The sequence below is a fragment of the Nigerium sp. genome, from assembly GCF_039811905.1.
GTDB lineage: Bacteria > Actinomycetota > Actinomycetes > Propionibacteriales > Propionibacteriaceae > Propioniciclava.
Window position 1 is genome coordinate 13071 of record NZ_JBDHZL010000024.1, and the last position, 19767, is coordinate 32837.

Below are 19767 nucleotides of genomic sequence, written 5' to 3' on the forward strand. Positions count from 1 at the left end.
GCTCAGGCGGTGTGCCGCACCCGGACGCCCGCGCCCGTCAACTCGGCCTTCACGGCCTTGAGGTTGCCGGGGTCGACGGCCGCGGTCAGGTCGACGAGCACGGTGGTGTCGAAGCCGGACCGCGCGGCGTCGATCGCCGTCGCCCGGACGCAGTAGTCGGTCGCGATGCCGCACACATCGACCTCGTGGACGCCGCGCGCCCGCAGGAAGTCGCCGAGTTTCGCTCGCGTGTGGTTCTCCTTGCCGCTGAACCCGGAGTAGCCGGCGTCGCGTTGCCCCTTGTCGAACACCCCGTCGAACGTGCGGTAGCGCAGGTTCGGGTGGAACTGCGCCCCCTCGGACTCCGCGACGCAATGCACCGGCCAGCTCTCGACGAAGTCGGGGTCGTCGCTGAAGTGGGTGCCCGGGTCGACGTGCCAGTCGCGGGTGGCGACGACGACGTCGTAACCGGGGGAGTGCGCGAGGTAGGCCGAGATCGCGGACGCCGCCGCGGCCCCGCCCTCGACGGCGAGCGCCCCGCCCTCGCAGAAGTCGTTTTGGACATCGACGACGATCAGTGCGCGCGTCATCGTGGACCCTCCTCACCGAGCATGACCGTGGGGATCGCCGGCTCCCCCTTGCTCATCTTGCGGGCGTTGCGGGGCAACTCGGCACGCGCGGCGGCGTGCCGGTCGCGGGCGGCCTCGAGGGGCTCGCGACCGACCACCTCGCCCGCGGTGATCAGCGGGACGAGGAGCGGCCGGTCGTTGTGGTCGCCGTCGCTCGGGACGCCCACCCCCACCACCTCGGCCTCGGCCCGGCCCTGCTCGTCGAGCCGGCGCAGCGCGGTCTTGCGGCCGCCGACGGTCGCCTTGTTGAGCGACAGCTTTTCGACCGGAACCATCGGCGCGTCGGCCTCGTCGCCGGACGCCCGGGCTACCAGCTTGTACACGAACGCGCAGGTGGGGTGCCCCGAGCCGGTGACGAGCGACGTGCCGACGCCGTAGCCGTCGACCGGCGCCCCCCGCAACGCGGCGATCTGGTATTCGTCGAGGTCGGACGTCACGACGATGCGCGTCTTCGTCGCCCCCAGCGAGTCGAGCAGCCCCCGGACGTCGACCGCCAACTCGGCCAGGTCGCCCGAGTCGAGGCGGATCGCGCCGAGGCGTCCGCCGGTCAACTCGACGCCGAGCTTGACCGCCTCGTGGATGTCGTAGGTGTCGACGAGCAGCGTGGTCGCCTCGCCGAGCGAGGCGATCTGGGCGCGGAAGGCGTCCGATTCCGAATCGTGCAGCAGCGTGAACGAGTGCGCCGCGGTGCCCGCCGTCGGGACGCCGTACCGGCGCCCCGCCTCCAGATTCGACGTCGACGCGAACCCGGCCACGTAGGCCGCCCGCGCGGCGGCGACGCCCGCCCACTCGTGTGTGCGGCGCGACCCCATCTCGATGCAAGGCCGGCCGTCGGCCATCAGCGTCATGCGGGACGCCGCCGACGCGATCGCCGAGTCGTAGTTGTAGATGGACAGCAGCACCGTCTCGAGGATGCACGCCTCGGCGAACGACCCCTCGACCTGCAGCAGCGGGGAGTGCGGGAAGTACATCTCGCCCTCGGGGTAGCCCCACACGTCGCCGGAGAAGCGGTACGACGACAGCCAGTGCGCCGTCTCATCGTTGACGACCTTCTTCTCGGCGAGGAAACCCAACGTCTCGTCGTCGAAGCGGAACGCCTCGATCGCGTCGAGCATGCGACCCACCCCGGCGACCACGCCGTAGCGACGCCCCTCCGGTAGCCGGCGCGGGAAAAGCTCGAAGACCGACCGGCGAAAGGCCCGGCCGGACCCCATGGCCGCCTGGACCATCGTGAGCTCGTAGTGGTCGGTGAGCAACGCCGTCGTCGTGGTCATGCAGGTCAGCCTAGTCACAGGATCTGACAGAATGGCAGGCATGGCTCATCCAGAAAAGCCCGGTGTTCCCGCCGGCGGGACGGCCGTCGACGAGCGGCCCGCAGGTGCGGCGCTCGACCTCGCCGGGTGGGTCACGATCGTGTGGGACGACCCGGTGAACCTCATGAGTTACGTCACCCACGTCTTCGTCACCTACTTCGGCTACCCCAAGCAGAAGGCCGAGCGGCTCATGATGCAGGTGCACACGAAGGGCAAAGCCGTCGTCAACGCCGGCACGCGGGAGGAGATGGAGCGCGACGTCAACGCGCTCCACGCCTACGGCCTGTGGGCCACGTTGGAGAGGTCCGAGTGAGGGATTTTTCTCGCCGGAAAGGCGTCTACACCGCCCGCCTGGAGGAGTTCGAGGTCGCGCTGCTCGAATCGCTCGTCCAGCAGGTCGTCGACCTGATCAGCGGCGACCTCGCGCCCGAGAGCTCCGACCCGTTCGAGCAGCTCGTCGGCTGCATGGGGGCCGGCCCGTCGCTGGACCACGAGGATCCGGTGATCGCGCGCCTCTTCCCCGACGCCTACCCCGACGACCCGTCCGCGAGTTCCGACTTCCGCCGCTACACCGAGTCGGACGCCGTCCGCTCGCGGCTGGCCGATGCCCAGATCGTCCTGGAGGACCTGGGGGCGACCCACGACGGCAAGGAGCCCGTGCGCATCGCGCCCGACCGCGTCACCCCCTGGATCAAGACGCTCAACGCGCTGCGGCTCGCCCTATCCGCGCGACTCGGCATCACCGACGACGCGGCGTACAACAACCTGTCGCGCCTGCCCGCCCGCGACCCGCGCTCGCAGATGGTGAACCTCTACAACTGGATCGGCTACGTGCTGGAGAGCCTGCTCAGCGCCCTGCGCTGACGGGGACGCGAGTCACGGACGCGGACTCCGACGCGGGGCTCGCGCTCCGGTGCTCCTGTGAGCGCGCCGATGCCCCTTCCCGAACCGAACTGCCCCGCCCGGAACCGCAACGCCTGCAGCGTTGACGAAACGCCTGCAGTAAACCGCGCAACGCCTGCAGCGTTTCGACCACGCCTGCCTTAATCGAGAACGCTGCCTTACGTAAGGCAGCGTTGCGGCCGGAGCCCGGCGTTTCGAGAACGCCTGCAGCGTTTCGACAACACCTGCAGCGTTTCGACAACACCTGCAGCGTTTCGGACGCCAGCCCATCCGATGCCCCCAGACCTCGGCCACCCAACGGACCTCCCGCTCCGGAGGCCCCCGACGAGCCCCCACCGACACAGCGAGGACGCCGCGGCAGGTGCCGCGGCGTCCTCGGGTGGAGAAGGAGCGAAGCGCTCAGTCGACGTCCTCGTCGACCCAGTCGAAGGTCCGGGTCACGGCCTTCTTCCAGTTGCGGTAGAGGCGCTCGCGCTGGTCGGCGTCCATCTGGGGGGTCCAGCGCTTGTCTTCGGCCCAGTTGTCGATGACGTCCTGCTCGCCCTCCCAGTAGCCGACGGCGATGCCGGCGGCGTAGGCCGCGCCGAGCGCGGTGGTCTCGGCGACCACCGGACGCACGACGTCGACGCCCAGCATGTCCGCCTGGAACTGCATCAGGGTCTCGTTGGCCGTCATGCCGCCGTCGACCTTGAGCTCGGTGAGCTCGACGCCGGAGTCGGCGTTCATGGCGTCCAGCACCTCGCGGGTCTGGAAGGCCGTGGCCTCCAGCGCGGCCCGCGCGATGTGGTTGCGGTTCACGTACCGGGTCATGCCGACGAGCGCGCCGCGGGCGTCCGAGCGCCAGTAGGGCGCGAACAGGCCCGAGAACGCGGGGACGAAGTAGACGCCGCCGTTGTCCTCCACCTCGAGGGCGAGCTTCTCGACCTCGGGGGCGCTGTCGAACATCTTCAGGTTGTCGCGCAGCCACTGCACCAGCGAGCCGGTGACCGCGATCGAGCCCTCGAGCGCGTAGATCGGCTTGCGGTCGCCGATCTTGTAGCACACGGTCGTGAGGAGGCCGTTCTTGCTGGGGACGATCTCCTCGCCGGTGTTCATCAGCATGAAGTTGCCGGTGCCGTAGGTGTTCTTGGCCATGCCGACCTCGAAACAGGCCTGGCCGAACGTGGCCGCCTGCTGGTCGCCGAGGATGCCGGCGATCGGGGTGTCGACGAGCAGGCCCTTCTGGCGGCCCTTGCCGTAGACCTCGGAGCTGCTCTTGATCTCGGGGAGCATGCTGACCGGGATCGTCATGTCGGCGGCGATCTCCTCGTCCCACGACAGGGTCTTGAGGTCCATCAGCATGGTGCGGGACGCGTTGGTCACGTCGGTCACATGGACGCCGCCGTCGACCCCGCCCGTCATGTTCCACAGCACCCACGTGTCGATCGTGCCCATGAGCAGCTTGCCGGCCTCGGCGTCCGCCCGCGCGCCGTCGACGTTGTCGAGGATCCACTTGACCTTGGGCCCGCAGAAGTAGGTGGCCAGCGGCAGGCCCACCCGATCCTTGTACTTGTCCTGCCCAGCGTCGCCGCCGAGCTCCTCGATGATCTTCTGCGTCCGCGTGTCCTGCCACACGATCGCGTTGTAGACCGGCTCGCCCGTCTCCTTGTTCCAGACGACCGTGGTCTCGCGCTGGTTCGTGATGCCGACCGCGGCGATCTGGTCCCGGTTGACGGACGCCTTGCTCAGCGCCTGCGCGACCACCTCGCGCACGCTCTCCCAAATCTCCATCGGATCGTGCTCCACCCAGCCCGCGCGCGGGAAGATCTGCTCGTGCTCCCGCTGCCCGGTCGCGACGATGCGGCCGGAGTGGTCGAAGATGATGGCCCGGGAACTCGTGGTGCCCTGGTCGATGGCGAGGACGTAATTCTCCTGCGTCATTGCATGTTCCTCCATGTCGGATATTCCGTAGACGAGAAACTACCGGGTCGGGGTACGAGCCCGATAGGGAGCGCACGCCCGTGCACCCCGCGCCGCGACGCGACGACGTTCGCCCATGTCGTGCTCAGTGACTCGCCGAATCCCTGCGTAAAACGCGCATGTGCCACCCTGGAGCGCGTGATTCGATCTATCGCCCGCGGGTGCGATTATGTTACGTTGTGAACGGATGCTCGCGATCAATGGGCGTTCGTGCAGAGATGAGGAGAAGAAGTGAATGAACGACCGGTATGAGCAGATGTACGACGCAGCGACGCGCTACTACATTCAAGGCGAGACCATGGACACCATCGCCCGTGGGCTCGGGGTCTCCCGATCGTCGGTTTCACGGCTGTTGAGCCAGGCGCGCGAGCGCGGCCTGGTACGGATTTCGCTCGCCGAGCACTCGGGCTCGCGGTCGCCGATGGCGCTGACGCTGGCCGAGCAGTTCGGCATCCAGGTGCACCTCGTCAACGTCGGCGAGGGCGCGCGGTTGAACTCCCGCTTCGAGAAGGTCGCCCGGCACGCGGCCACCCTGCTGAACTCCGTGGTCGCCGACGACCAGTTGATCGGCGTGGCGTGGGGCGTGACCATGACCCACATCGCGAAGCACGTCGAGCCGCGGCCCCTGACGGGGGTCACGGTCGTGCAGATGAACGGCAGCACGAACCGGTACGACTCGGCGTCCCCCTATGTGGGGTCGATCATGCAATCCATCGCCGAGAAGTACGGCGCGCGCGTGGCGCTGTTCCCGGTGCCCGCGTTCTTCGACTACTCCGACACCAAGAGCGCGATGTGGCGCGAGCGGTCGGTGCAGCGGGTGCTCGAGTTGCAGCGCCGGCTCGACGTGGCGGTCTTCGGCGTCGGGTCGCTGCACGGCGGCGTCCCCTCGCACGTCTACACCGCGGGGTACCTGGACGCCGCCGAGCTGGCGCAGATCGAGCGGCAGGGGGCGGTCGGCGACGTGTGCACGGTGTTGCTGCGGGAGGACGGGTCGTATTCCGACATCACGTTCAACGACCGGGCGACCGGCCTGACCCCGCGCGAGCTGGCGCGCGTGCCGCGGCGCATCTGCGTCGTGCCCGACCCGCGCCGCGCTCCGGCCCTGCTGGGCGCGCTGCGCGCCGGGGTCGCGACCGACCTGGTGTGCGACGACGTCACCGCGCGCGCAGTGGTCGAGCGGATGGGCGGCTGACGTCCTGAACGTCCTCCCACCTGTCGCGCAAGGTCGTGGAGTCTGGCCGAGATATGCCCGTTTCGTTGCCGCGGGCCCTCCGCGATCCTAGGCTGACGCAGACGGACCATCGCCGAGGATGGCCACGACCCGAGGAGGAAAGTCGGCGTGAGAAGACTTCAGGCAGACGTCGTGGTGATCGGTGGCGGGTCCACCGGCGCCGGCGTGGTTCGGGACGCCGCGATGCGCGGCTACAAGGCCATTCTCGTCGACAAGTCCGATCTGGGGCAGGGGACGACGGGGCGCTTCCACGGGCTGCTGCACTCCGGCGGCCGCTACGTCGTGAGCGATCCGGGCTCGGCCACCGAGTGCGCCGAGGAGAACGCGATCATCACCCGCATCCAGCCCGGCGCGGTCGAAGAGACCGGCGGGTTGTTCGTCGCGACGCCGGGCGACGATCCCGAGTACGGCGACCGGTTCCTGGCCGGCGCGGCCGCCACGGGCGTCCCGGCGCGGGAGATCCCGGTCGCCGAAGCGTTGCGGCGCGAGCCGCGGCTGAACCCCGGCATCTTCCGGGCGATCGAGGTGCAGGACGGGTCGGTCGACGGCTGGCAGCTCGTCTGGGGCGCCGCGTCCTCGGCCATCGAGCACGGGGGCCAGGTGCTCACCTACCACCCGGTCACGCGCATCGAGCACGACGGAGACCAGGTCAAGGCGGTGTTCTGCTACGACCAGAAGGGCGGGGAGGACGTCCAGATCGACTGCCGCTTCGTCCTGAACTGCGCGGGCCCGTGGGCCGAGGGCATCACCCACATGGCCGGGCTGCCGCCCGTGCCGGTCATCCCGGGCCGCGGCATCATGATCGCGATGAACCACCGCCTGGTGAACAGCGTGGTCAACCGCCTGATCTACCCGGCCGACGGCGACATCCTCGTCCCGGTGCACACGGTGTCGATCATCGGCACGACCGACGTCAAGGAGAGCCACCCCGACGACCTGCCCATCCCGCGCGACGAGGTGCAGCAGATGTTCGACGCCGGTGAGGCGCTCATCCCGGGCTTCCGCCGGGCGCGCGCGCTGCACGCCTGGTCGGGGGCGCGTCCGCTGATCAAGGACGATCGGGTGTCGGCGTCCGACACGCGCCACATGAGCCGCGGCATGGCGGTCATCGACCACCTCGAGCGCGACGGCATCAAGGGCATGCTGACGATCGGCGGGGGCAAGCTGACGACCTACCGCCTCATGGCCGAGCACATCGTCGACGCCATGTGCGCGCAGCTCGGCGAGCAGCGGGCATGCACGACGGCCGACGAGGTCATCGACTTCAACAACGACCCGCCGAAGAACTACGTGATCACCCACCGGCTGGAGGATCGCGAGGAGGACCGGCTCGACGACCAGATCATCTGCGAGTGCGAGCTCATGAGCAAGCGCATGTTCGTCGAGGCGCTCGACGAGCAGCCGACCGGCACGCTGGACGACCTCCGGCGCCAGTTGCGCCTCGGCATGGGTCCTTGTCAGGGGGGCTTCTGCTCGATGCGCGCCGCGGGCATCGCGCACGACCACGGCGCGATCGACGTCGAGCGCGCGACGGGCCTGCTGCGCCTGTTCCTCAAGAACCGCTGGATCGGGCTGTGGCCCATCCTCTACGGCGACCAGGTGCGGCAGACGGCGCTGGACGACTGGATCTATCAGGGGACGTTGGACGTCGAGCACCTGCCGGTGCCGGCCGAGGAGGTTGTGCGATGAGGGACGCCATCGTCATCGGGTCGGGGCTCGCGGGGCTGACCGCGGCGCTGCGGCTCGCGAAGGGCGGCAAGACGGTGTCGCTCATCTCCAAGGGGCCGGGCGGCCTGCAGTTGTCGCAGGGCACGTTCGACATCCTCGGCTACAGCCCCGACCGCGTCTCCGACCCGCTGGACGCCGTGGGCGCCCTGGCGAAGACCAAGCCCGAGCACCCCTACGCCGTGCTGGGGGCGGACGCCGTCCGCGAGGCCGCGGAGTTCGTCGCCGGCCTCGTCCCCGATCTGCTGGCGGGCGATCCGGCGTCCAACGTGAACCTGCCGACCGCGGTCGGCGCCGTGCGGCCGACCGCCCTCGCCCAGCCGAGCATGATCGACGGCGCGGTGAAGGACGGCAACGCCTACGTGGTCGTGGGGCTGCGGCGGCTCAAGGACTTCCAGGCCACGCTCGTGGCCGGCAACCTCGACCGGGCCGAGGTGCCCGGCGGCGGGTCGGTGTCGGCGCGCGCGGTGTGGATCGACGTCCCGGCGCGCCCGGAGGAGGCCGACACCACGGGCCTCACCTACGCCCGCGCGCTGGACGACCCGAACGTCCGGGCGACGTTCGCCAAGGCCGTCGCCAAGCAGGCGAACGCGGGGGAGATCGTGGTGCTGCCCGGCGTCCTCGGGCTCGACGACCACGACGCCTGGCGCGACATCGCCCAGATCGTCGACCATCCGGTCTGCGAGGTTCCGCTGCCGCCGCCCGGCGTCCCGGGGCTTCGGCTCTTCCGGACGCTGTCGGCCCTGGCGCGCGACGCGGGCGTCCGGATGATCAACGGCTCCAAGGTGATCGCCAAGCGCGTCGAGGGCGATCGGGTCGTGAGCGTCTCGATCAGCTCGGCCGGCCACGCGCGGGAGTACGAGGCGTCCGCGTTCGTGTTCGCGCCCGGCGGGTTCGAGAGCGGGGCGTTGGCCGTCGACTCCTACGGCCACATCACCGAGCCGGCGCTCGGGCTGCCTCTCTCGCACGACTCGGCGGAGGGCCTCATCCACGGCGACTTCTGGGGCAGCGATCAAGCGCTGTTCGAGGTCGGCGTCCGGGTGGATCAATCGATGCGGGTCCTCGGGCCCGACTCGGCGCCCGTCTATTCCAACCTGTTCGCCGCGGGCGGCATCCTCGCCGGAGCCACCCGCTGGCGCGAGAAGTCGGGCGAGGGCATCGCCGCGGCGAGCGCGCTTCGAGCAGCCGACACGATCCTCGGGGAGGAAAAGTGAGCAAGAAGCTCGATCTGAGCACCGTCGTGAAGTCCGTGTCGTCGGCCGCGAAGTCGGCCGGCGCGCAGGTGGCCAGCGGCGCCCGCAAGGTCACCCAGCGCGACACGGCTCCCGACGCGGCCGAGCGGCTGGGTAACGAGCTGGCGCGGTCGACCCTCGACCACTGCGTGAAGTGCACGGTGTGCGAGACCAACTGCCCGGTCTCCCGGGTGACGCCGCTGTTCTCGGGGCCGAAGTTCGTCGGCCCGCAGGGGGAGCGGTTCCGCCACGGCGATTCCGTCGACCACTCGGTCGACTACTGCTCGAGTTGCGGCACGTGCACGGTCGTGTGCCCGCAGGGCGTCAACGTGGCCGAGATCAACTCGCTCGCGCGCGCCGCGATGAAGCAGCAGAACGGCATGCCGATCCGCGATCAGCTCATCAGCCGCACGACGATCATGGGCGCGGCCATGACGCCCGTCGCCCCGGTCGCCAACGCCGTGCTCGGGTTCAAGCCGGCGCGCGTCGTGATGGAGAAGGTCGTCGGCGTCCATCGGGACGCCCCGATGCCGACCGCGCGCCCCGAGACGCTGGCCACGTGGCTGAAGAAGCGGCCCAAGCCGACGAAGCCCGCCACCCGCGGCCCGATCGTCTACTTCCACGGCTGCGCGGGCGGCTACTTCGAGGTGGAGACGTCGAAGCAGACCATCGAGGTGCTGGAGCACCTGGGGTACGAGGTGCTCGTGCCCAAGCAGGGCTGCTGCGGCCTGGCGGAGCAGAGCAACGGGCTGTTCGAGTCGGCGAAGAAGTCGGTGCGGTCGCTGGTGAGGGCGCTGCGCACGGCCGGCACCGATCTCACGATCATCAGCTCGTCCGGCTCGTGCACGGGCATGCTCAAACACGAGGCGCACGAGATCCTCGGGGTCGACGATTCCGAGCTCGCCGACGTGGGCACCCGCATCCGTGAGTTCTCCGAGTTCCTGCTCGACCTGTACGACGCGGGGGAGTTCCCGGCCGAGGAGTTGCGCCCGCTGCAGATGACCGTGCCCTATCACGCGCCCTGCCAGCTCAAGAGCCAGGGCATGGGGACGCCGGCGGCCGACCTGCTGCGCCTCATTCCGGGGCTCACGGTCGTCGACAGCGACGCGGTGTGCTGCGGCATCGCCGGCACCTACGGGCTCAAGAAGGAGAAGTACGACATCGCCCAGGCCGTGGGCAAGCCGCTGTTCGACATGGTGCAGGCCACCAACAAGGACCTGGCGGTCTGCGACACCGAGACCTGCCGCTGGCAGATCCAAAAGGGCAGCGGCGTCCCGACCGTGCACCCCGTGACCCTGCTGCACCGCTCGCTCGGGCTTTCGTGATCTCGGTGCCCGCTGGGGCGTCCTTGCCAGGACGCCCCAGTGGAGCGCCGATTCCGTGAGTGGCTAGGATCGGACGCCGTGGACATCGACGCACCCATCGGCCTGTTCGACTCCGGTTTCGGCGGCCTGACGGTCGCCCGCGCGGTGGTCGACCAGTTGCCGGGCGAAGACATCGTGTATTTGGGCGATACCGCGCGGGCGCCGTACGGGCCGAAGTCGATCCCCGAGGTGCGTGAGTACGCGCTCGAGTGCCTCGACTACCTGTACGACCTCGGCGTCAAGGCGCTTGTGATCGCGTGCAACTCGGCGTCGTCCGCCGTGCTGCGCGACGCCCGCGAGCGCTACGACGTGCCGGTCGTCGAGGTCATCATGCCCGCGGTGCGGCGGGCCGTCCGGGTGACGAAGAACGGCCGCATCGGGGTCATCTGCACCCTCGCTACCGCGCATTCGCGCAGCTACGACGACGCGATCGGGGCGGTGCCGGACGTGCAGTTGTTCACCTCGCCGTGCCCCGAGTTCGTGGACTACGTCGAGGCCGGCATCACCGGTGGCCCCAAGCTGTTGGGCATCGCCGCCGACTACCTGAAGCCGCTCGCGGAGCAGCACGTCGACACGCTCATCCTCGGCTGTACCCACTACCCGCTGCTGACCGGCGTCATCAGCTATGTGATGGGCGACCAGGTCACCCTCGTGTCGTCGTCGGAGGAGTGCGCCCGCGAGACCTACGTGACCCTCACCGGTAAGGGGCTGGTGCGCCCGGGGCCGCGGGAGGGCAAACGCGTCTTCCTCACCACCGGCAACCCCGAGAAGTTCGAGGGCATCGCCCGACGCCTCACCCGCGGTTTCGTCGACGACGCCGAGCAGGTCTTCGCCGCCCCGGTGCCGGTGCGTTTCGGCGGGTAGGGGCGGGATCATCCCGGCGTCGGACGCCCGGCGCCGGCGGCGTCCGTTTGGAATCGTGTCCGGCCCGGTCGCTAGGGTGAAACCCATGACGATCACCCGCGCGGACGGCCGCGCCTTCGACCAGCTTCGCGACGTCCGGCTCACGCGGGGGTGGCTCGACCATGCGGAGGGTTCGGTGCTCGTCGAGTTCGGGCGCACGCGGGTGCTGGTCGCGGCGTCCGTCACCGAGGGCGTCCCGCGCTGGCGCAAGGGCTCGGGGCTGGGCTGGGTGACGAGCGAGTACGAGATGCTGCCGCGCTCCACCAACACGCGCAGCGACCGCGAGTCGCGCAAGGGCCGGGTGGGCGGCCGCACGCACGAGATCAGCCGGCTGATCGGGCGCGCGCTGCGCGCCGTCATCGACTACAAGGCGCTCGGCGAGAACACGATCGTGATCGACTGCGACGTGCTGCAGGCCGACGGCGGCACGCGCACGGCGTCCATCACGGGCGCGTACGTCGCGCTGGCGGACGCCGTGGAGTGGCTGCGCGCGCGCCGGCTCCTCGCCGGCGAGCCGCTGAAGGGGTCGGTGGCGGCCGTGTCGGTGGGGGTGATCGACGGCGCCGCGCTGCTCGACCTGCCGTACGAGGAGGATTCGCGAGCCGACGTCGACATGAACATCGTGTGCACCGGCGACGGGCGTCTCGTCGAGGTGCAGGGCACCGCCGAGGGGGAGCCGTTCGACCGGGCCCTGCTCGACCGCCTGCTCGACCTGGGCACGGCGGGCTGCGCCGAGCTGACCCGCCTGCAGCAGGAGGCGCTGCGCGCCTGAGGCCGCGGGGGCGTCCGACGGAGGCGTCCGTAGAGTGGGCGGAATAGGCTCCGCGGAAGCGTCGTTACGCTACCGTGACCAACGACCCCTTCCGGGTCGGATCATCCCCAGCCGAAGGATCTTTCCTGATGGAGCGCCGCACGGAATCCCGTTCGTCCGACGCCGCACGCCTCGTGCGGGTGCCGGGAATGGCGACGTGTCCGTGTTGTTGTTGCCGCTGACCGCGCTCGCCGGCTGAGCCCGGGCCGCCTCAGGCCCACCATCTCTCGCGCTGGGCGCGTCGTCATCTGCTGACGCCGCGCGCTGTCGCGCGCCCTTCCGCATCTGCACACCCACCGCCCCGTCCGCTGGGCCGGGGCCTTCGAGAAGGAAATCCTCATGTCATTTTCGCAATCCGTCGACGGCGCCGCGCAGCGCGTCGCCGAAGACTCCGCGGCCCCGGACGGGGCCGGCAAGTTCTCCGTCAACGAGGACTGGCTGGCCGTCGTCGTCGGCCTCGTCCTGCTCGCGCTCGCGCTCACCGGCGTCATCCCGGCGGGGCTGATCCCGTGAGCGCGCGGCGATTCAGCGACCCGGCCCTCGACGAGCGGGCGCTCGACGACGCGACGGCCGACGAATCCACGGCGGTCCGGACGACCGCTGACGACCGCCGCCCGGCCGCACCGGAGGCGTCCGGCGGCGAGCAGGGCGAGCAGCCCACCCCGTTCACGTGGGGCGGGTTCCTGGGCGGCGTCGCGGTGGTGCTCGCGCTCGGGATCGGCGTCCGGGTGCTCACCGAGAACGTGCCCGTCTGGACGAGGGGGACGCCGTTCGGCCCCCTCGCGGCCACGATCGAGTTCCCGATCTATGCGATCCTGCTCGGTCTCGTCGGCAACGTCGTGGTGAGCGCGTCGGGGCTACGGGACCGGCTGGCGTCCGGCTTCCGCACCGAGTTTTTCATCAAGACGGGCCTGGTGCTGCTGGGGGCCTCCATCAATGTCGCGGTGATCGTCCGTGCGGCGGGGCCCGCGGTCGCCCAGGCCGTGCTGCTCATCAGCGCCGTGTTCCTGTTCACGTGGTGGGTCGCCGGCAAGCTGGGCGTCGAGGAGCGGCTGCGCGCCCTGCTGTCGACGGCCGTCTCCATCTGCGGCGTGAGCGCGGCCATCGCGGCCGCCGGCGCGGTGAAGGCGAAGAAGGAGGATCTGGCCTACACCGCCAGCCTCGTCATCATCTTCGCGCTGCCGTCGATCTTCCTGCTGCCGTGGCTGGCCGGCGTCCTCGGGCTGAGCCCGGCCGTCACCGGCGCCTGGATCGGGGGCAACATCGACACGACGGCCGCCGTGACCGCGGCCGGCACGCTGGCCGGCGAGCAGCCGCTGCAGATCGCGAGCATCGTCAAGGTGACGCAGAACGCTCTGCTCGGCGTCGCGGCCATCGCGCTGACGCTGTACTTCACGTACAAGGTCGATCGCACCGAGGGGGCGGCGCGGCCGAGCGCCGGCGTCCTGTGGCAGCGGTTCCCGAAGTTCGTGCTGGGGTTCCTGGCCGCGTCGATCGTGGCGACGATCTTCTCCAGCGTGGTGCCGGCGGCGTCCGCGAAGCCGGCGATCGGCGTCGCGAACGACCTGCGGACGTGGTTCCTGATCCTCGCGTTCGTCTCCATCGGGCTGGAGTTCAAGGCGTCCAGCCTGAAGCGGTTCGGCTGGCGTCCGATCGCGACGTTCGGCGCCGCGACCGTCGCGAACCTGGTGTTCGGCCTGATCCTGGCGTTGCTGCTGTTCTCCAGCTTCACCTTCTGAGCCGTCACCCACCCGAGGCTGGACGCCGACACCCCGGCCGCCAGTCCCGCCCCGCCGCCGGGCCGGGCCCAGCAGGGCCCGGGCCCGGCGGTAGGGTTTTCGCATGATCTCTCGGGTCGTTCTCGCCACCCACAACGCCAAGAAGCTCGCCGAACTCAGCCGCGTCCTGGCCGGGCAGGGGTTGAGCATCGCGGTCGACGGGCTGGATTCGCTCGGCGCGTTCCCCGAGCCGGCCGAGACCGAGGACTCCTTCGAGGGCAACGCCCTCATCAAGGCCCGGGCCGCCTGGCTCGCGACCGGGCTGCCCGCGCTCGCCGACGACTCCGGGCTCGAGGTGGACGCGCTGCACGGCATGCCGGGCGTCCTGTCGTCCCGGTGGAGCGGCGCGGAGGCGTCCGACGCGAAGAATCTGCGGCTGGTGCTCGAGCAGATCGCGGATCTCCCCGACGACCGCCGGACGGCCCGGTTCGTGTGCGCAATGGCGCTCGTCCTGCCGGACGGCGACATCCACACGCTGCGCCGCAGCGTGGAGGGACGCCTCGTGCGCGAGCCCCGCGGCACGAACGGCTTCGGCTACGACCCGGCGTTCGTGCCCGACGGGTTCGACGTGACGACCGCGGAGATGTCGGCGGAGGAGAAGGACGCGATCAGCCACCGGGGTCAGGCGGTCCGGGCGATGGCCGAGGTGCTGGCGAACCTCGCCGGGGGCACGGCCTCCGCCGGATAGGCCGAAGGGGGGTCTAGACTCGGCGTCTCCCACAGGAGGTTTGGATGCAGCAGTACCTCGATCTCGTCCGGCGGATTCTCGACGAGGGCGCCGACAAGGGCGATCGCACCGGCACCGGCACGAAGAGCGTCTTCGGGCACCAGATGCGGTTCGACCTCAACGCGGGGTTCCCGCTGCTCACCACGAAGAAGCTGCACACCCGGTCGATCTTCGGGGAGCTGCTGTGGTTCCTGCGCGGGGACACGAACGTGGCCTGGCTGCACGAGAACGGCATCACGATCTGGGACGAATGGGCGGACGCCGACGGCGAACTGGGCCCGATCTACGGCCACCAGTGGCGCTCGTGGCCGACGCCGGACGGCCGGCACGTCGACCAGATCGCCGGCGTGATCGACGCCCTGAAGGCCAACCCCGACAGCCGCCGCCACCTCGTGTCGGCGTGGAACGTGGGCGAGCTCGACGCGATGGCGCTCCCGCCCTGCCACGCGCTGTTCCAGTTCTACGTCGCCGACGGACGCCTGTCGTGCCAGCTCTACCAGCGCTCGGCGGACGTCTTCCTCGGCGTCCCGTTCAACATCGCCTCCTACGCGCTGCTGACGCAGATGGTCGCGCAGGTGACCGGGCTCGGGCTGGGCGACTTCGTCCACACGCTCGGCGACGCGCACCTGTACGCCAACCACCTCGACCAGGCCCGGCTGCAGCTCACCCGCGAGCCGCGCGCGCTGCCCAGGCTCGCGCTGAACCCGGCCGTGACGAGCATCGATGGCTTCACGCTCGCCGACATCGAGGTGCTCGACTACGACCCGCACCCGGGTATCAAGGCCCCGATCGCGGTCTGAGGGGCGGTCGCCGTGCGCCTCGCCCATCACCTGAAGCTGCTGCTCCACCGGCCGCTGCGCGCGCTGGAGCGGCGCGAGTTCACGACGTCCGGGGGCCGCGTCCGCGTGCACCTGCGGTGGGATCTCGACCGCCAGGAGGCCGCCGACGACGACCTGCCGACGTTCGTGTTCGTCCACGGGCTCGGCGTCTCGTCGCGCTACTTCGTGCCGGTCGCCGACCGGCTGGCCGACCGGGGGCGCATCGTCCTGTTCGACCTGCCGGGCTTCGCGCGCCTGCCGACGCCGAAGGCGCCGCTGTCGATCGAGGGGTTCGCCGACGTCGTCGCGGAGGCCCTGGAGCGGGTCGACCTGCCGGGGCGTCCGGTACTGGTCGGCCATTCGATGGGCTGCCAGGTCGTCGCCGAATTGCTCGCGACGCAGGCCGTGCGGTGCCACGAGGCGATGCTGATCAACCCGGTGGTGAACGAGGGGGAACGGACGGTCCGGCTCGTCCTGCGCCGGTTCGCCCAGGCCGCCCGCTACGAGAGCCGCGCGAACGCGCTGGCCGCCCTGACCGCGTACGCCCGGTGTGGGCTGCGCTGGGTGGCCGACACGATGCCGCGCATGGTCACCTACCCCATCGAGCGGCGGCTGGCCGGGGTGGACGCCGACGTCGTGATCGTCCGCGGGGAGAACGACGCGCTCGTGCCGGACGCGTGGGCGCAGTTGTTGGCGTCCGCGCCGGCGCAGGGCCGCGTCGTGACGCTCGACGGGGCCGCGCACGGCGCCGTCTTCGATCATGCCGAGCAGATCGCCGAGGAGCTGCTGCGGCTCACCGGGCTGCCGACCGAGGAGGCCGCGCGGTGAGCCGGACGCGGGGCCGGCGGCGTCCCGCGAACGGGCCGGCCGCGGGGGCCGAACCGTCCGGACGCCCCGCACCCCGCGGACGCCGCCCCTGGCTGCGCCGGCTCCACCAGCTCGCGGTCGGGGTCGCGGACTGGGCCTACGTCCTGCCGCACTGGGCGGCGTGCTGGCTGCCGAGGCGTCCGGTCGAGACGATCGCCCCGCGCGGAACCCCTTGTGGGGCGCCGGTCGTCGTGCTGCCGGGCGTGCTGGAGAACTGGCGGTTCCAGCTCCCGCTCGCGCGCGGGCTGGCCACGCGCGGGCACGAGGTGCACCTGCTGCCGCAGTTGGGCGCGAACCTCGCGACGTTCCCGGACGCCGCGGCGATCGTCGCCGCCGAGCTGCGCCGGCGCGCCCTGGACGACGTCGTGGTCGTCGCCCACTCCAAGGGCGGCCTGGTCGCGAAGGAACTGCTGCTCGACCCCGAGACCACCGGACGCCTCCGCGGCGTCGTGGCCGTCGGGACGCCGTTCTCGGGGTCGACGTGGGCGCGCGTCCTGCCGGCCCGGACGATGCTGGGCGCGTTCTCGCCGCGCGGCCTCGATCTCGGACGCCTCCTCGCGGACGTCTCCGTGAACGATCGCATCGTCTCGCTCAGCCCGGCGTGGGACGAGGTGATCCCCGAGGGCTCGCATCTGGCCGGCGCGCACAACGTCACCCTGAACCGCTCGGGGCATTTCCTGCCGCTCGTTCACCCCGACGTGCACGAGATCGTGCACGCCCACGTCGACTCCTTCGAGAGGATCACTCCCATGCGCATCATCGCCATCGCGATCGTGGACGCCGACGGCGTCCTGGGGGACGGGCGCGCCCAGCCGTTCGAGTTCGCGGAGGACTGGGCCCGCTACAAGCGGGTCACGCTCGGGCACCCCATGATCATGGGCCGCGCGACCCACGACGCGATCGGCCGCTGGCTGCCGGGACGGACGACGATCGTCGTGACGCGGCGTCCGGACGCCGTGCAGCTGCCCACCGACGGCCGGGCGACCGGCTACGCGGTCTCCTCGGTCGAGGACGCCCTCGCGCTGGCCCGCTCGCTCGACGACGTGGTGTACGTCGCCGGCGGGGGGACGATCTACCGGGCGCTGTGGGACGCGCTGACCGAGCTCGATCTCACCGAGGTGCACGCGCGGGCGGACGTCCCCGCTGACAAGGCGGTTCGCCTGCCCGAGGTGCGTCCGGACGAGTGGCGGGAGGTGCGCCGGGAGCCGCGCGGCGAGTTCGACTTCGTCGGTTACGAGCGCGTCCCGCGCGCCTCGAGCACGTAGCCGAGCCCGGCGAGCGCGTGCATGCCGGCGCCCGCCCAGAGCAGCGAGCGTCCGGCGTTCGTGAACTGCGGCAGCCACGTGGACGCCGCGACGAGCAGCACGAGCGCCACGAACAGCACCGCCGTGCGCACCTTGCCGAGCCAGTTCACATGGATGTGCCCGCGCGCGGCGGCGTGGCCCGCGAGCAGGACGGTCGCGGCGTCCGTCACGAGGATGAGCGCGACGACCCACCACGAGACCAACTGCTGCAGCGCGAGGCAGACCACGACCGCGCTGATGCCCAGACGGTCGGCGATCGGGTCGAGGATCTCGCCGACCCGCGAGACCTGGTTCGTGCGGCGGGCGAGCCAGCCGTCCACCCAGTCGGTGCCGGCCCACAGCACGAGCAGCACGACGGCAAGGGGGCCTGGGTTCGGGTCGAGGATCCGCCAACACACCGGAACCAGCAGCAGGAACCGCAGCACGGTGAACAGGTTCGGGACCGTCGCCCACCCTGCGTCGGTGCGGTCGGTTTCCATGCGGCCACTGTATTGGACGCCCCCCGTGTGCGTTTCTAGGCTGCACAGTCCACCCTCTGGTGTGGATCTTGCAGCCTAGAAGCGCACACGGCCGGACGCCCCCGGCGCCGTAGGCTCGGGGGAGTGAGAACGACCGCGTCCGTGCTGCACCTCGACCTGGACGCCTTCTTCGCCGCCGTCGAACAGCGCGACAAGCCGTCGCTGCGCGGCAAGCCGGTGATCGTGGGCGGGGTCGGCGGTCGCGGGGTCGTGTCGACGGCGTCGTACGAGGCGCGGCGGTTCGGCGTCCACTCGGCGATGCCGATGCACGAAGCGCGCCGGCTCTGCCCGCACGCGGCGTTCCTGGCGGGGCGGTTCGGGGCGTACCGGGAGGCGTCCGGCATCGTGATGGGGCTGCTGCGCGGGCTGTCACCCCTGGTGGAGCCGCTGAGCCTCGACGAGGCGTTCGTCGACCTCGCCACCGACCCCGACCGCGACCTGACCCCCGACGGGCTCCGCGCGATCGCCGCGGACCTGCGCGCGGCCGTCGTCGAGGCGACGGGCGGGCTGACGGCGTCGGTGGGGCTGGGGTCGAGCAAGTTCATGGCGAAGGTCGCGACGGAGCTGGGCAAGCCGGACGGCGTCCATCTGGTCGAGCCCGGCGACGAGGTCGCGACGCTCGCGCCGCTGCCGGCGCGGGCGATCCCGGGGGTGGGGCCGGCGACGATGGAGCGGCTCGCGAAGCTCGGCGTCGCGACGATCGCCGACGTGCAGGCGCTCAGCGAGCGGGAGCTCGTGCGGGAGCTGGGGAAGGCGTCCGGCGAGGGGCTACACGCGCTGGCGTTCGCGCGCGACGATCGTCCGGTGGTGGCCGAGCGCGAGGCGAAGTCAATCTCGGTGGAGGACACGTTCGAGCACGACCTGACCGATCCGGCCGAGATCGACCGGATCGTCGACCGGGACGCCGCCCTCGTCGCCGCGCGCCTCGGGAAGGCGCGCCTGTTCGCCCGGACGGTCACCGTCAAGGTGCGGCTGCCCGACTTCACCACGTTCTCGCGCTCGCAGACCCTGCACGGGGCGACCGACTCGGCCGACGTCATCGCCCGGCTGGCGAGGGGGCTGCTGCGCGAGGTGGACGTCCGCGTCGGCGTCCGGCTGCTCGGCGTCGGGACGGCCGGTTTCACGACCGCCGCCCAGGAGGAGCTGTTCGAGGTGGAGGCGTCCGGGCCCGTGGTCGAGGAGCGGGAGGCGTCCCCGGTGCGTCCGCGCTACGAGCCGCGCTGGCAGCCGGGCGCCGACGTCGAGCACGCCGAGCACGGCCGCGGCTGGGTGTGGGGGAGCGGCCTCGGGCGGGTGACGGTCCGCTTCGAGACGGCCGAGACCGGCCCGGGCCCCGTCCGGACGTTCACCCTCGGCGATCCTGCCCTGACCCTGCTCTGAGGACGCCGCCTGCCTCCGCTTCGAGCTGCGCCGCGGCCCGCCTGCTCTGACCCCGCCTCGGCATCCCAGGAGGTGGTCGAATCCCGTGGGGCGCCCATGCGGACCTCCAGGAGCGCGGCGCCTGGATGGCGTTCGGCCGTGTCACGCCGTGGGTGCCTGCCGCTGCTCGGCCAGCCCGCCGGTCCGCCCGTATGCTCAGCGCATGGACGCTGATGATCCGCGCTACCCGGCTCACTGGGAAGCGGACGTGGTCCTCGCCGACGGCGGTGTCGCTCACGTGCGGCCCGCGCGCACCGGCGACGCCGACGCGCTGCGCAGCTTCTATG

19 protein-coding genes are annotated in these 19767 nt (G+C 71.1%); 15 read left to right on the forward strand and 4 right to left on the reverse strand.

The genetic code is table 11. From position 1 onward, the window contains the following. Positions 1-2: 2 nt before the first annotated feature. On the reverse strand, positions 3-569 hold the full coding sequence (locus WMJ97_RS06545; RefSeq protein WP_347348175.1) for an isochorismatase family protein: 567 nt from the start codon (positions 567-569) through the stop codon (positions 3-5). Further along, positions 566-1882 carry a nicotinate phosphoribosyltransferase gene (locus tag WMJ97_RS06550; protein ID WP_347348176.1) on the reverse strand — a complete coding sequence of 439 codons (1317 nt, stop codon included), beginning with the start codon at positions 1880-1882 and terminating at the stop codon, positions 566-568. The genes WMJ97_RS06545 and WMJ97_RS06550 overlap by 4 nt, the downstream gene beginning before the upstream one ends. A gap of 31 nt (positions 1883-1913) precedes the next feature. On the opposite strand from WMJ97_RS06550, the gene clpS reads away from it, so the two are divergent. After that, complete coding sequence (clpS, locus tag WMJ97_RS06555; RefSeq protein ID WP_347348177.1) at positions 1914-2234, forward strand: ATP-dependent Clp protease adapter ClpS; 321 nt, start codon at positions 1914-1916, stop codon at positions 2232-2234. Beyond that, positions 2231-2785, forward strand: coding sequence for a DUF2017 domain-containing protein (locus WMJ97_RS06560; RefSeq protein WP_347348178.1), 555 nt, complete (start codon positions 2231-2233; stop codon positions 2783-2785). The genes clpS and WMJ97_RS06560 overlap by 4 nt, the downstream gene beginning before the upstream one ends. A gap of 438 nt (positions 2786-3223) precedes the next feature. On the opposite strand, the gene glpK is transcribed toward WMJ97_RS06560, so the two are convergent. Further along, the gene (glpK, locus tag WMJ97_RS06565; RefSeq protein WP_347348179.1) at positions 3224-4744 is read right to left on the reverse strand and encodes a glycerol kinase GlpK; all 1521 of its coding nucleotides are present in this window, start codon (positions 4742-4744) and stop codon (positions 3224-3226) included. Positions 4745-5018: 274 nt separating this feature from the next. Between glpK and WMJ97_RS06570 the strand changes: the two genes are divergently transcribed. The 12 genes from WMJ97_RS06570 to WMJ97_RS06625 all read left to right on the forward strand — a co-directional run bounded on the left by WMJ97_RS06570 (position 5019) and on the right by WMJ97_RS06625 (position 17504). Continuing rightward, complete coding sequence (locus tag WMJ97_RS06570; RefSeq protein WP_347348180.1) at positions 5019-5975, forward strand: sugar-binding domain-containing protein; 957 nt, start codon at positions 5019-5021, stop codon at positions 5973-5975. A 147-nt stretch (positions 5976-6122) separates the two neighbouring features. Further along, positions 6123-7703 carry an anaerobic glycerol-3-phosphate dehydrogenase subunit GlpA gene (gene glpA / locus WMJ97_RS06575; protein WP_347348181.1) on the forward strand — a complete coding sequence of 527 codons (1581 nt, stop codon included), beginning with the start codon at positions 6123-6125 and terminating at the stop codon, positions 7701-7703. Beyond that, entirely contained in the window at positions 7700-8953 is a 1254-nt protein-coding gene (gene glpB / locus WMJ97_RS06580) for a glycerol-3-phosphate dehydrogenase subunit GlpB (protein WP_347348182.1), read from the forward strand. Before glpA ends, glpB begins: the two co-directional genes overlap by 4 nt. Positions 8954-9081: 128 nt before the next feature. Then, entirely contained in the window at positions 9082-10296 is a 1215-nt protein-coding gene (locus tag WMJ97_RS06585; RefSeq protein WP_347348193.1) for an anaerobic glycerol-3-phosphate dehydrogenase subunit C, read from the forward strand. A gap of 78 nt (positions 10297-10374) precedes the next feature. Next, positions 10375-11199: a glutamate racemase gene (gene murI, locus WMJ97_RS06590; RefSeq protein WP_347348183.1), complete on the forward strand. Its 825-nt coding sequence runs from the start codon at positions 10375-10377 to the stop codon at positions 11197-11199. Positions 11200-11284: 85 nt separating this feature from the next. After that, positions 11285-12010, forward strand: a complete 726-nt coding sequence (gene rph / locus WMJ97_RS06595; RefSeq protein WP_347348184.1) for a ribonuclease PH — start codon at positions 11285-11287, stop codon at positions 12008-12010. A 378-nt stretch (positions 12011-12388) separates the two neighbouring features. Beyond that, positions 12389-12562 (forward strand): hypothetical protein, encoded by a 174-nt coding sequence (locus WMJ97_RS06600; protein WP_347348185.1) that lies wholly within the window; start codon positions 12389-12391, stop codon positions 12560-12562. After that, positions 12559-13788 (forward strand): putative sulfate exporter family transporter, encoded by a 1230-nt coding sequence (locus tag WMJ97_RS06605; protein WP_347348186.1) that lies wholly within the window; start codon positions 12559-12561, stop codon positions 13786-13788. The genes WMJ97_RS06600 and WMJ97_RS06605 overlap by 4 nt, the downstream gene beginning before the upstream one ends. Positions 13789-13894: 106 nt before the next feature. Continuing rightward, on the forward strand, positions 13895-14515 hold the full coding sequence (rdgB, locus tag WMJ97_RS06610; RefSeq protein WP_347348194.1) for an RdgB/HAM1 family non-canonical purine NTP pyrophosphatase: 621 nt from the start codon (positions 13895-13897) through the stop codon (positions 14513-14515). A gap of 44 nt (positions 14516-14559) precedes the next feature. Next, the gene (locus tag WMJ97_RS06615) at positions 14560-15354 is read left to right on the forward strand and encodes a thymidylate synthase (RefSeq protein WP_347348187.1); all 795 of its coding nucleotides are present in this window, start codon (positions 14560-14562) and stop codon (positions 15352-15354) included. 12 nt (positions 15355-15366) lie between these two features. Then, entirely contained in the window at positions 15367-16200 is an 834-nt protein-coding gene (locus tag WMJ97_RS06620) for an alpha/beta fold hydrolase (RefSeq protein WP_347348188.1), read from the forward strand. Beyond that, positions 16197-17504 carry a dihydrofolate reductase gene (locus tag WMJ97_RS06625; RefSeq protein ID WP_347348189.1) on the forward strand — a complete coding sequence of 436 codons (1308 nt, stop codon included), beginning with the start codon at positions 16197-16199 and terminating at the stop codon, positions 17502-17504. The genes WMJ97_RS06620 and WMJ97_RS06625 overlap by 4 nt, the downstream gene beginning before the upstream one ends. Here WMJ97_RS06625 and WMJ97_RS06630 read toward each other — a convergent pair. Next, positions 17471-18022, reverse strand: coding sequence for a CDP-alcohol phosphatidyltransferase family protein (locus WMJ97_RS06630; protein WP_347348190.1), 552 nt, complete (start codon positions 18020-18022; stop codon positions 17471-17473). The two genes, WMJ97_RS06625 and WMJ97_RS06630, sit on opposite strands and share 34 nt — an antisense overlap. 123 nt (positions 18023-18145) lie before the next feature. Between WMJ97_RS06630 and WMJ97_RS06635 the strand changes: the two genes are divergently transcribed. After that, entirely contained in the window at positions 18146-19441 is a 1296-nt protein-coding gene (locus tag WMJ97_RS06635; RefSeq protein ID WP_347348191.1) for a DNA polymerase IV, read from the forward strand. Positions 19442-19767 lie beyond the last annotated feature (326 nt).

What these genes read in the sequence shown, in the direction of transcription:
- WMJ97_RS06550 (WP_347348176.1), bottom strand. Translation starts at nt 1,882, where the DNA reads ATGACCACGACGACGGCGTTGCTCACCGACCACTACGAGCTCACGATG.
- WMJ97_RS06545 (WP_347348175.1), bottom strand. Translation starts at nt 569, where the DNA reads ATGACGCGCGCACTGATCGTCGTCGATGTCCAAAACGACTTCTGCGAG.
- glpK (WP_347348179.1), bottom strand. Translation starts at nt 4,744, where the DNA reads ATGACGCAGGAGAATTACGTCCTCGCCATCGACCAGGGCACCACGAGT.
- WMJ97_RS06615 (WP_347348187.1), top strand. Translation starts at nt 14,560, where the DNA reads ATGCAGCAGTACCTCGATCTCGTCCGGCGGATTCTCGACGAGGGCGCC.
- clpS (WP_347348177.1), top strand. Translation starts at nt 1,914, where the DNA reads ATGGCAGGCATGGCTCATCCAGAAAAGCCCGGTGTTCCCGCCGGCGGG.
- WMJ97_RS06570 (WP_347348180.1), top strand. Translation starts at nt 5,019, where the DNA reads ATGAACGACCGGTATGAGCAGATGTACGACGCAGCGACGCGCTACTAC.
- WMJ97_RS06600 (WP_347348185.1), top strand. Translation starts at nt 12,389, where the DNA reads ATGTCATTTTCGCAATCCGTCGACGGCGCCGCGCAGCGCGTCGCCGAA.
- WMJ97_RS06630 (WP_347348190.1), bottom strand. Translation starts at nt 18,022, where the DNA reads ATGGAAACCGACCGCACCGACGCAGGGTGGGCGACGGTCCCGAACCTG.
- glpB (WP_347348182.1), top strand. Translation starts at nt 7,700, where the DNA reads ATGAGGGACGCCATCGTCATCGGGTCGGGGCTCGCGGGGCTGACCGCG.
- rph (WP_347348184.1), top strand. Translation starts at nt 11,285, where the DNA reads ATGACGATCACCCGCGCGGACGGCCGCGCCTTCGACCAGCTTCGCGAC.